Origin of the sequence: Paraeggerthella sp., assembly GCF_048427265.1 — a bacterium.
Lineage (GTDB): Bacteria > Actinomycetota > Coriobacteriia > Coriobacteriales > Eggerthellaceae > Paraeggerthella > Paraeggerthella hominis.
Genome location: NZ_DBFOSR010000131.1, coordinates 1 through 11,063, shown reverse-complemented (window position 1 = coordinate 11,063; position 11,063 = coordinate 1). Strand labels below are relative to the sequence as shown.

Sequence of the window (11,063 nt, the reverse complement as noted above, 5' to 3'; positions counted from 1 at the left end):
TCTCCACCAAGGCATACGCCATCGACCAGCCGACCGTGAACGACGTGGCTGCGAGCGATAAATACGTATTCGTTTGCAACGCAACAAGCCACGCAACCCGCATCAATCGCTGCCGAACCGACGACGGGAGCGTATCGAGCGTGTCCGTCGAAGGAGTTTACGTATCGAAACTCGTTTGGCATGAAGACAGCTTGTACGCCTTCGCATCGTCTCTTGACGACGGCTCTTCGACGATCTTGCGCTACGACGAGAACCTGACCCTCGAGGAATCGATCGATTCCAGCGCCTACGACTCGGACGTCTACCGGACGGTTGCGCATGACGGAGGCATCTACTATTGCGGCACCGGCCTGACGGGAAGGCAGATCGGCGTGCTCGATACCGAAGACAACACGGCGAGCACCATTCAATTGAGCAAGGGCGCCGCTTCGAGCGTGGCTTTCGCGAACGGCAAGCTTTACGTTGCCCATTACAACGTCGTCCAAGGGCAAGACGACAGCGCGCTCAGCATCGTGGATCTGGCGACGGGAGCTATCGAGGAGCATGCTTTCCAGCATGAAGCGCAGCACATGGTTGCAACCGAAGGCTCGATATACATACTTGGAGATTGGGCGATATACCAATACGATGCTGAAACCATAGAGCCCCTCGGAAGCAGGTCGATCGAGAGCATGCCCGGTAGCCACAGCTATCTTTCGGGGCTGTTCTCCGTGAGCTAAGACCGCCGCCGGAACAGCCCGCATGGGCCAAGACGCTCTCCCAAGCAGTGCGAAAGACGAGCCGTTCCCCGTCGAAGACGAACGGGAGCAAATAGGTCGCGGAAACCGCCCGAGCTCCCGCGACCTTCCTGCTCCCGGAAACGCAACGCCCCGCGGCACGAATGCGGCGGGGCGTTGCGGGCGCGAGGGAGGGAGGGGTCGCGCCGGAAAATAGGGAATGATCTAAGTTGGTTGCTAGGCGGTCTGCGAGGTCTTCTTCGCGCGCACCGTCTTCTTCACGGGCTGGGCAGCAGGCTCGTCGTCTTCCACGACGTCCTCGACCGCCAGCTCCACGGCGTCGGAAGCGTCGTCCTTGCCGCCGCCCATGCCTTCGCGCAGGTTCTTCACGGTCTTGCCCAGAGACGCGCCCAGTTTGGGGAGGTTCTTCGGGCCGAAGATGAGCAGCACGACAGCCAGGATGATAACGAGCTCGGGAACACCCATACCAAGAATCTTCATGTAAAGCGCCTCCTACAGCGTTCTGGCGGCGCGCACCTCCTTGATGGGCCGCACCGGTTTCGATGGCGTTCACTATGCCCTATCAAAGGCGTGCCGGCTATCATGCAAACCTGTGATTTCGTACTCAATACCCAGATTTTCTTTGTCATGCAAACGGGGTACGATATGCGTCATACCAGGTCAGAACGCTGCGTGATGTACAGCTCTCAAAACTTGGAACTCAGTTGCGCCTTGCCGTTCCCCACCCGCGCCGCAACCTTAGCGCCTTCGGTTTTCAGACCGATCTCCCAACCTGAAACCAGAGCGCGCCCAACAGGAACGCTCCGCTCGGCAAACGCGCTGCGCTCGCCGGCGCGAAGGCATTTTGCGCAGGGGAGCTGCCAAAGCTACTGTGAAGGATTCGAGGACTGCTTGTGACGGTTCCTCGCACATTCGCACACGTATGACATGCGACGTTGCCGTTTTGTTACCATTTCGCCTCGCGGTCGCAACCACACCAGCACAACGAACCCTACGCGGCCGAGGAAAGGATGCTTGCATGGCATCGCGCTCTACTCGTTTCTCCTGCGCGGTCGGAACCGCGCTTGTCGTGGCGCTGAGCGCCGCATGCGCACCGGCCGCTTTCGCAGCCGAATCGCGGTCCCCGTTTGCACAGACCGCCGAACCCCTCCCGTTGAGCCAAGCGGCTTTTGTCGACCTTTTGCCGTTCGCGCACGAAAATCCGACCCACGATCTGGATCAAGTGCAGGCGCTTGCCGAGCAAAGGGTGGCCGAAGAGGCCGCACGAGCCGCCGCCGAGCGGTCAAACAAGCGGCTCGACTACGACCCCGCGCTCATCGCCGCCATCGGCAACCAGCTCAACGGCGGCCACGCCATCTGCTGCCCCGCCTACGCGTGCGCTTACGGCGATGCGATCCTTACCAGGCAGGCGAACGGCCACGAGGCGTACGGATGCGGATGCTGCACGTGGCCCAGATGGGGCGGAGGGAACTCCTCGTTCCGCTCGCTCGGATCTGACACGGCCCTATTGCGAGAAGCCTACGACGAGATCGCCGCAGGCATGCCCACCGTCATCCACGTATCCGGACCCTACGGCGAACACTGGATCTGCCTGATGGGATACCAAAACGTGCAGGACCCCGACAACCTGACGTTGGACAACTTCCTGGCCCTCGACCCCGCGAACGGAGAAGAGCACGTTGCCTCCTACCGCTACGCACTGTACGGCGATTCCTGCCAACACGTAAGCGATCTGCGCTAACGCATGCATCACGACGAAGGGCCGCTCACTGAAGCGGCCCTTCGTTTCATCGTTTGAAAAACCCTACCCCGTGATGCGCTCGGGGCAGGACAGCACCCTCAGTCGACCGTCTCGGCAATGCGAAACGAGCGTGACTCCCAAAGAAGCCGCACGTCGAACCGCTTCGTCGGTAGCCGACTTGCGCGACACCAGCACGGGGCACCCGCCGCGGTACGCCTTCAGCGCCATCTCCGCGCTGATGCGCCCGGTGATGAACAGGGCCTTGTCGCGTACGTCCACGCGATCGAGCCACGCCTGCCCTATCAGCTTGTCCATGGCGTTATGGCGCCCTATGTCCTCGCGCACCAGCAGCAAGCGGTCCTCCCCCGGCACGCCCAAGCCGCATCCGTGCACGCACTCGCCCGTGTTGCGCCGCGGGCTTCTTTCACACAGCTCGTCCATGCAGGACAGAAGCGCATCGGCATCGAAGCGCGCGCTCGTCGACAGCCGCGCCGCATCCGGCACGCACGCCCCGCTGCGCATGAGCGCGGACTGCGCGCAGCCCGACGACGTCACGCGATGCAGCGGCACGTAGCCGTCGGCCGCGCGCTCGCCGGAAGCCACGTACACCTCCGCCTTCTCAGGATCTGCCGTGACCTCGACCAGGCGGTCGCGATCGCTCAGCAATCCCTCCGACAACAGGTAGCCCACGGCAAGCTCGTGCAGCCCGTAGGGGCTTCCCTGGCTGACCGCCACCGGGGCGTCGTTCAAGTAGATGCGAATAGGTCGCTCGGCCGTCTCCCGCGGGACGGGCGCGGCGTATTCCACGATGGCCACAAGCGGCCTCCTTTCGTTCGTTCTTCCTGCATCCGGCGCGCAGCCGGGTGCGCTTTGCGCGTGCACGGCTGCGAACGCGCCGAAGCGATCAGCGGTTCCCGGCAGCCTGGGCGTTGGCCTGCTGATAGGCGATCAGGTCCAGGCGCGCCATCACCACGTCCTCCACCTCGAAGGAGAACGGCGCCAGCACGTCTTCCTGGTACACGGTGCGCACGTAGCCGCCGCATTCGTCGCAGGTGGCTATACGGTGCGCGTCGTCGCCCTCCACGTTGAAGTAGTGCAGGTGCGCCTGGTTCTGCGTGCCGCAGCGCGCGCAGCGAACCCGCTCGAAATCCCACGCGGTGCCGCACTGGCCGCACCACAGCTCTTTGCCGCGGCCCTGCACTGCCTGAACGTCTCCCACGCGCGCCACCGTAGCGGCGCCGCCGCACACCGGGCAGCGCATCGGATGCGGTTCGGCCGCGCCCGCCTTGCGCAACGCGGAACCGACCTGGGCCGCCGGCCCGCCGAGCAGCGCGCGCAACGCCAAGGATGCAGCCAGCGCCCCAACGCGAGCGGGATCTTCGTCCATGCCGTCATCGCGCAGAAGCTCCCCGAACGACTCGACGTACGCGGCAGGATCGCTCCCCGCGCGCGCCACGTCGCTCGCTGCGACCATTCGATCCCATTTCGTGCGCGCGAACGCCTCCTGCACCGTAGCAGGAAAGCCGCCGCTGTCCAGCAGGCACGCCGCCGTGCGCTCGATCGCGTCGGCAAGCGTTTCCGGGTCGATCGACACCGGCGCATGGGCGAGCACCGGCTCCGATGCGGCATACCAAGCAAGCAGGTCCTCGGCGGCGGGCACCTCGTACGACAGCGCAGCGGCCTCGGCTGCCACGCTGTCCTGCACGCCCCACACCTCGCGGAAGAACGCCAAGCGGGCCGCGTCCGCGTCTTCAGATTTCGTCTTGTACGCGGCTATGGCCGCGTCGATGCGCTTCAGGTTCATTCCTGGTTCCCTCTCGTCGTATGTTCTCGTCATGCATCGAGCATCAGGTTATCCATCGGGACGCTCTGCGCGAAACCCCGGGCTTGCCAAACGGCAAGCGCTCGAGAGCGCCCCTGTGGAAGACCTGCGCCGCACCGGGCGGGCGCGAACCCGCCCGGCAGCGAAAGCCTCTACTTGCAACTACTTCTCCACGACGTTCTTGCCGCTTGCGATCTCCTCGCGCGCCCAGTGGCCCCAGTGGTACAGGGCGTCGGACTCGGACACCATGCCGTCGCCGAACATCAGCTTGGCCGTGCCGCGGTACGGCTGGAAGATGCCCGCGCCCAAGAAGATGTGCGCCAAGCCGAACACGGCGATGAGCAAAAAGCCCACGTCGTGCAGGAACAGCGTCACGCCGTACACGCCAGCGCCGAAGTCGAACACCGTCGTGCCCAACAGCAGGATGAGGCCCGTCACGCCCATGAGCGCGCCGGCGAACCACAGCATGCCGTCGGCGAAGCGCTGGCCGGACTTCAGTTCGCGCTGGTCGGGCATGTGAATCCATTTCGCCATGAACAGGTACGGGAAGAACAGCATCATCCACTTCTTGTCGTCGGAATCCCACCGATCGAACAGGTTCTTGAAGACGTGCTTCACGCCCTTCGGAGCCATGATGGCGCTGATGAGCGGCACCGCCACGAAAACGACGCCCAACACGCGGTGCGACATGCGAATAGCGAACACCGTGTCCGCGCCCACCGCGGCCGCCAGGGCCGGAACGAACACAAACAAACCGGAGATGCACAGCAGGATGCACGCGATGATCGTGATGCCGTGCGTCAGACGAGCCTGCAGCGAATGGCGCTTGATGTAGCGCTGCTTGCCGCTTGCCGCCAGCTGGTCCAAGAAGGCCTTGTTCTTGGCGGCTTCCTCAGCGGAAACCGCAACGGGTCCCTTGCTCATCAGTTGCCTCCCTTCTTGCCCGGAAGGTTCTCGGTGATGTGCTCCATCACCGTCTCCTCGTCCTGGCCGTCGCCGTGCTTGAGCACGTTTCCGCTGTCGACGGACAACGTGTCCTCCGTCTCGGCGTTGTACGCCAGCTTGTCGCGCTTGTAGCCGATGCCCAAGACGAACATGGCGGCCAAGCCCGCTACCGTCAGGCCCGTAACGGCACCCGTGACCGGCTTCATGATCTGGGTCAGACCAACCATGGGGCTGACCTGCGGGTTCTCAACCTGGCCATGAGCCTTGACGCCGTACTTGAGAACCTGGACCACATGCAGGCCCCCGATTTCGTCCTCGCCGTAGACGCAAGCATCCGCAAAGCCCTTGCCCTGCAGGTACGCCACGCGCTCGCGGGCGATGGCCAGCATCTCCTCGCGGTCGCCGAACTTGAGGGCTTCGGGCTGGCACGTGGTTACGCATGCCGGCTGCATGCCCTGCTCGACGCGGTCGAGGCAGCCCGTGCACTTGTTGATCTTGCCGTTGGGACCGTGGTAGCGCGGCACGTCGAAAGGACATGCCGACTTGCAGTACTGGCACCCGATGCACTTGGACTCGTCAACGGACACGAAGCCCGTCTCCTCGTCCTTGGCAAGCGCGCCGCCCGGGCAGATGGTCGCGCACGGAGCGTCCGTGCAATGCTGGCACGAACGACGTCCGAACGACCACATAACCCCCTTGTCCCCGCCGGCCTCTTCATGGAAGCTGATCAAGAGACGCGTGTCGCCGTTCAAGTTCATCGGGCTTTGGTACGAACCCGTCCAAGGGTTGCCGTTCTTTTCCAGCGTGGAGGGCAGGTTGTTCCACATCTTGCACGCCACCTGGCACCCGCGGCACGCCGAGCACCGGGAGGAGTCGAACAGGATTGCTTTCTCAGTCATTTCTCATCCCCTCCCTTACGCCTTCTCAACGTCCACGAGGAACGCCTTGTACTCGGGTACGAACGTGTTGGGATCGCCCACGTTCGGCGGCAGGTCGTTCACCACGTCGCCCGTGCCGAACTCGCCCGCCCAACCGAAGTGATGGGTCATGCCCACCTGGTGAACCGTCTGGCCGTTCACGGTGAACGGCTTGAAGCGCGGCGTCACCAGCGCATGCACCTTGACCGAGCCGCGGTTGTTGAACACGCGCACCAGGTCGCCGTTGGCGATGCCCTTTTCGGCCGCCAGCTCTTCGGACATCTCGATGAACTGCTCGGGAGACGCCTCCAGCAAAGCCGGGCAGCAGCGGGTCTGGCCGCCGGTCTGCCAATGCTCGGTGACCGAGTAGGTGGTCACAGCGATGGGATACTGGCTGCGATCGCCCTTCTTCACCGACTCGTACTCGGCGAAGCGGATGCACGGCGAGTTCTGCGAGCCGTTCATCTGGTTGTCGGCCGGACTCTCGAAGGGCTCGTAATGCTCGGGAACCGGACCGTCGTTCATGCCGTAGCTGATCAGACGGGCGTTTTGCTCCCACAGCATGAAGAATGCCTTGTTGTTCGGCGGAACGGGAGTGCCGTTCTTCACCGTTACGAAGTCGGCCACGTCCACCTGGTCCCACTTCTCGCCGGTCCACTCGACCAGCTTCTTCTGGGGGTTCCAGGGCTTGCCCGCCAAGTCGGCGGACGCGCGGTTGTACAGGATGCGGCGGTTCGACGGCCAGCAGTACGCCCACTCGGAGTTCAGGCCGATACCCGACTTGTCCTCGGTGTTGCGGCGTCCGATAGGCTGTTCGGCCGGATCGAGCGGAGCCTTCTTGTTAGCCCAGAAACCAGTGTAGATCCACATGGCGCACGCCGTGGTGCCGTCCGCCTGCAGGTCGCCGTAGGTGCCCAGCAGGTCCACGTCGGCCTTGCCGAAGTCGGACGAGGCGATCTTGTAGCCGTTGAGGGCCCATGCCACGGGACGCGGATCGATCTTGCCGTCCACGTAGTAGTCCCACTTCGCGTTGAGAATGGGGGCCGGGTTCGCACCGCCCTCCTTCTTGTACAGATCCACGATGCTCGTCCACAGAAGGTCGCAGATCTCGTAGTCGGGCTTCGCTTCCTCCCACGGATCCACGGCCGCGTAGCGGTACTGCAGCCAACGACCCGAGTTCAGGATGATGCCGGGCTTCTCGTAGATCAACGCGGCGGGAAGGAAGTACACCGTCGTGTCGATCTGGGAGGCGTCCATGTCGGGAGCTTCCCAGAAGGTGGCGGATTCCGTGATAACCCAGTCGGCCACGACCAGCCAGTCGAGCTTCGCCATGGAGCGGCGCACGTTTCCGGCGTTCGGAGCGGAGTGGCACGGGTTCATGCCCCAGTTGAAGTAGCCCTTGATAACGCCCTTGTTCATCAGCTCGAACGAGCTCATGATGGTGTAGTCCGGGCTCTTGGGAACCTTCGGCCACCAGTCGTAGCCGTAGTCGTTCTCGACCGTGGCCGCGTCGCCCCACCATTCCTTGAGCGAGGACACCAGGAACTTCGGCTTGTTGGTGTAGTAGCCGTCGGCGTAGGTTTCCTTCTCGCACCAATCGCGCAGCGTGGGCGTGCCGTACTCGGTCGGCCACTTGAGGTAGGCCGGGTGCTCGTGCACCATCATGCCCATGTCGGTTGCGCCCTGCACGTTCGGCTCGCCGCGCATGGCGTTCACGCCGCCGCCCGGCATGCCCGCGTTGCCCAGCAGAAGCTGCAGGATGGACATGGCGCGGCAGTTCTGAGCGCCGTAGTGATGCTGCGTCTGGCCGAGCGCGTACAGGATGGTGCCGGACTTGTCGGGCGCGCCCGTTGCGGCGTACGTGGCGTACACCTTTTCGAGCAGGTCCTTGTCCATGCCGCAGATACTGGACACCGTATCCAGGTCATAGCGGGAATAATGCTTCTTGAACTGTTGGAACACGCACATCGGATCCTGGAGGGTCTCGTCTTTCTTGGGCGTTTCCAACGTCAGGGGCGTGAACGCCGGCGTGCCGGGCTTGTTCACCCACGCGTAGTCGCCCGCAGCCGAGGTGTCCCACTGCGTTTCGGACTCCACTTGGTAGTGCCAGCTATGGTTGTTGTACGTGGCCGTCTTGTCGTCGAAGCCCGAGAAGATGCCCGTGTTCACGTCGAACGAGTATTCGGAATCGAGCAGGTACGAGGCGTTCGTGTAGTTCAACACGTACTCGTGCTGCCATAGGTCGTTTTCGATGATGTAGTTGTACAAGCCGCCGTAGAAGGCGATGTCGGTGCCCGAGCGGATGGGGCAGTAGATGTCCGCCATCTCGGCCGAGCGGGTGTAGCGGGGGTCGACGACGATCCACGTCGCGCCCCGGTCGAGCGCCTTCTGCACCCATTTCGCGGAAACAGGGTGGTTCTCGACGTTGTTGGAGCCGATCGTCATGATGACGTCGGCGTTCTGGTAGTCGCACCAATGGCCCGTCATCGAGCCGCGACCGAATGAAGCTGCCAGACCGGCAACCGTGGGGCTGTGTCAAACACGAGCCTGGTTGTCGATGGCTATCACCCCTAACGAGCGCATCATCTTCAAGATGAGGTACTCTTCCTCGGAGTTCTGCTGGCTGCCGCCCAGGCTTGCGATGCCGGGCGTGCGGTTGACCGTGATGCCGTTGGACGTCTCCTCGAACGTGGCATCGCGCGTCTGCTTGACCCAGCGCGCGATCTCCGCAATAGCGTCGTCCCAGGTGATGTCTTCCCATGCGGAAGAACCGGGGCGGCGCACCAGCGGCTTCGTCTTACGGTTCGGGTTCTTGATGACCTCGCGCGTCCGAGGATCAACCACGTTGCGCAACTGGAACATCGTCGCGCCCTTCGGGCACAAGCCGCCCTGGTTGATGGGATGATCGGGGTCGCCTTCGAGGTTGATCAGCTCGCCGTCGCGCGTCGAGCAGATAACCCCGCACCCACCCGAGCAGTAACAGCAGATGTTCGTGTACTCCTCGGTGTTCACGAGCTTCCAGTCTGAAGACGGCTCTACCGCGAACGCCTCCGACTGAGAGGACAGCTCAAACGCCATGGTCGCAGCTGCCGCTGCGCCAGCGGCTTTGAAAAAGCCCCTGCGTGACAGGTTCATGTCCTCGTTCTCCTTCCTTCTCGTCCAGTGAATGCACGCTTCGGGAACCAACGAGCGAAACGGCGCCGAGGGCATGGGAGACGTCGTCTTGTTCGCATGGTGCCCGGTTCGCATGCAGGGCCGCGGGCAGCAGCCCTCCGCTGCCTCGCTGTCGCGATCGTACCATTTCGGCCGAAAGCCACCTCATCAGTTTCTGATGAAACGGGGGGCTTTATGCGCGTACATGCGTAACCGGGCTGTTTTTACTCGGTGAACGGCATTCCATCAAAAATGCCCTCTGACGAGGTGCGAAGGCCAACGGCGTGTTTCCGGTGGCAGACGGCGCGCAGGAAAACGGGAGCGGTAGCAGCGACCCTTCCGGGAGACGAACGAGGACTCGTCCGCGCATTGCATACAGCAAGAACGAGTTATTACAGGTCCTCGATGACCTTGGCGGAAACCACGTTGCTCGGCGATATGAGGATGGCGCCGACCTTGCCGATTTCCGGCGCGTCGACGTAGAAGGTTCCGGAAAGCGTTTCGCCCATGACGAACAGCCCCTCGTCCTGCGTCGACACCACGATGTCCACCCCGGATACTCCCTCGAGATGCGCCTTGTCGTTAGTCACTGCCACGATGAAGTCGACCTTGTGCTCGACGAAATACGCCACCTGCTTCTCGAGGGCGCGCTTCGACAGCGGGCGGTCCACGCTGAACACGCCGAACCGGTGCGCGCCTTTCTTGAGGATGGTGCCCTCGGCGTAGCGCTCGGGAGATTCCGTATCCAGCTCGAACACCGTAGCGCCCTTGCCCTCGTAGCTTGCACGGGCTTCCTCGACCGTCAACGGCTTCTTCGCTTTCGATGCCGTAGAACTGGCCGCCGACGACGCCGTTTCAAGCGCGCTGTTCTTGCGAGCCGCTTCGTCAAGCGCCTCGGGCTTCGCGCGCGCGGCATCGGCCTCGGAAGCCGAAGCAGCTGCCGAAGCCGCCGATTGCTCGCCCTCGGGGCTCTTGGACGCTTCGGACTCTTGGGGAGAAGCCGACCCGACGCCCGCGTCCGGGACAAGCGCATCGTCAGCATCGGGGTCCTCGGGCGGGACCGTGCCCGCGTACACGATGGCCGTGTAGCCGTCCATGTTGCCGAACGTGTCGTCGATGTTGGAAGCCGCAACGTTCCACGAATGCCCGGCGACCAGGTACCATCCCAAGCCGCCCAAACTGAGCACGATCAAGGCGGCGAACACCGCCAGCGCTATTTTTTCACGTGATTGAGGAGACATAATGCCGGTTATTATACCCTTGCGCGCGCAGGCCGGCGGCGGATGCGCAAACCAGACAGAATCTCGACAGGTTCCAACGTTGGCGCGCGCCTTTGCCGATACGTCCGACCAAGGCGCGCGCTAACCTGCTACCAGCACTTTTCGTAGACCACCCTGCGTTTCACGCGGCCCAGCCTATCGCGTATCTCGATATCGCCGCAGAACACGTAGCCGCACTTCTCAAGCAGGGCGCGCATGGGCTGGTTCTCGGGGTACACGTCGGCGCGCACGCTGCGCCGCCCGGCATCGCGCGCGATGCGCTCCGCCGTGCCCAGGATATAGGCGCCCACGCCGCACCGGCGCGCCTTCTCCTGAACGCACACCCAGTGCAACGCGGCGTAATCAGGCTCGCCATCAGGCGGCTCGGGCGAATCGGTGAGCCATCGCGCGCCCGTCGCGCGCCCGTACGCGGGATCTCCCGCCGGGTTTACCGCGAACATGCCCAGCACGCGCTCGGCGGGCTTCTCC

The 11,063-nt window shown here is 63.4% G+C and carries 10 protein-coding genes; 2 read left to right on the top strand and 8 right to left on the bottom strand.

Going from position 1 to position 11,063, the window contains the following annotated elements; all coding sequences use genetic code 11:
* Positions 1-719: hypothetical protein (locus ACMNI9_RS11695; RefSeq protein WP_418832294.1), on the top strand; the 719-nt coding region annotated here is incomplete at its 5' end.
* 234 nt (positions 720-953) lie between these two features.
* Here the strand turns inward: ACMNI9_RS11695 and tatA are convergent.
* On the bottom strand, positions 954-1,217 hold the full coding sequence (gene tatA, locus ACMNI9_RS11690; RefSeq protein ID WP_114565762.1) for a twin-arginine translocase TatA/TatE family subunit: 264 nt from the start codon (positions 1,215-1,217) through the stop codon (positions 954-956).
* 538 nt (positions 1,218-1,755) lie between these two features.
* On the opposite strand from tatA, the gene ACMNI9_RS11685 reads away from it, so the two are divergent.
* The gene (locus tag ACMNI9_RS11685) at positions 1,756-2,478 is read left to right on the top strand and encodes a hypothetical protein (RefSeq protein WP_418832291.1); all 723 of its coding nucleotides are present in this window, start codon (positions 1,756-1,758) and stop codon (positions 2,476-2,478) included.
* Between the two features lie 63 nt (positions 2,479-2,541).
* Here ACMNI9_RS11685 and fdhD read toward each other — a convergent pair whose 3' ends face one another.
* The 7 genes from fdhD to ACMNI9_RS11650 all read right to left on the bottom strand — a co-directional run.
* Positions 2,542-3,294 carry a formate dehydrogenase accessory sulfurtransferase FdhD gene (gene fdhD, locus ACMNI9_RS11680; protein ID WP_418832288.1) on the bottom strand — a complete coding sequence of 251 codons (753 nt, stop codon included), beginning with the start codon at positions 3,292-3,294 and terminating at the stop codon, positions 2,542-2,544.
* 88 nt (positions 3,295-3,382) lie between these two features.
* Positions 3,383-4,282: a formate dehydrogenase accessory protein FdhE gene (locus ACMNI9_RS11675; RefSeq protein ID WP_418832285.1), complete on the bottom strand. Its 900-nt coding sequence runs from the start codon at positions 4,280-4,282 to the stop codon at positions 3,383-3,385.
* Between the two features lie 180 nt (positions 4,283-4,462).
* Positions 4,463-5,224, bottom strand: coding sequence for a cytochrome b/b6 domain-containing protein (locus tag ACMNI9_RS11670; RefSeq protein ID WP_114565766.1), 762 nt, complete (start codon positions 5,222-5,224; stop codon positions 4,463-4,465).
* On the bottom strand, positions 5,224-6,144 hold the full coding sequence (locus tag ACMNI9_RS11665) for a 4Fe-4S dicluster domain-containing protein (protein WP_114565767.1): 921 nt from the start codon (positions 6,142-6,144) through the stop codon (positions 5,224-5,226). The genes ACMNI9_RS11670 and ACMNI9_RS11665 overlap by 1 nt, the downstream gene beginning before the upstream one ends.
* A gap of 15 nt (positions 6,145-6,159) precedes the next feature.
* Entirely contained in the window at positions 6,160-9,297 is a 3,138-nt protein-coding gene (locus ACMNI9_RS11660; protein WP_147269837.1) for a molybdopterin-dependent oxidoreductase, read from the bottom strand.
* Between the two features lie 410 nt (positions 9,298-9,707).
* Positions 9,708-10,556 carry an alcohol dehydrogenase gene (locus tag ACMNI9_RS11655; protein ID WP_114565770.1) on the bottom strand — a complete coding sequence of 283 codons (849 nt, stop codon included), beginning with the start codon at positions 10,554-10,556 and terminating at the stop codon, positions 9,708-9,710.
* Positions 10,557-10,684: 128 nt separating this feature from the next.
* A partial coding sequence (locus tag ACMNI9_RS11650; RefSeq protein ID WP_418832281.1) for a GNAT family N-acetyltransferase occupies positions 10,685-11,063 on the bottom strand: 379 nt, incomplete at its 5' end.

Excerpts from the sequence above, each read along its gene's own strand:
- tatA (WP_114565762.1), bottom strand. The coding sequence starts at position 1,217 with ATGAAGATTCTTGGTATGGGTGTTCCCGAGCTCGTTATCATCCTGGCT.
- ACMNI9_RS11685 (WP_418832291.1), top strand. The coding sequence starts at position 1,756 with ATGGCATCGCGCTCTACTCGTTTCTCCTGCGCGGTCGGAACCGCGCTT.
- ACMNI9_RS11675 (WP_418832285.1), bottom strand. The coding sequence starts at position 4,282 with ATGAACCTGAAGCGCATCGACGCGGCCATAGCCGCGTACAAGACGAAA.
- ACMNI9_RS11670 (WP_114565766.1), bottom strand. The coding sequence starts at position 5,224 with ATGAGCAAGGGACCCGTTGCGGTTTCCGCTGAGGAAGCCGCCAAGAAC.
- ACMNI9_RS11665 (WP_114565767.1), bottom strand. The coding sequence starts at position 6,144 with ATGACTGAGAAAGCAATCCTGTTCGACTCCTCCCGGTGCTCGGCGTGC.
- ACMNI9_RS11655 (WP_114565770.1), bottom strand. The coding sequence starts at position 10,556 with ATGTCTCCTCAATCACGTGAAAAAATAGCGCTGGCGGTGTTCGCCGCC.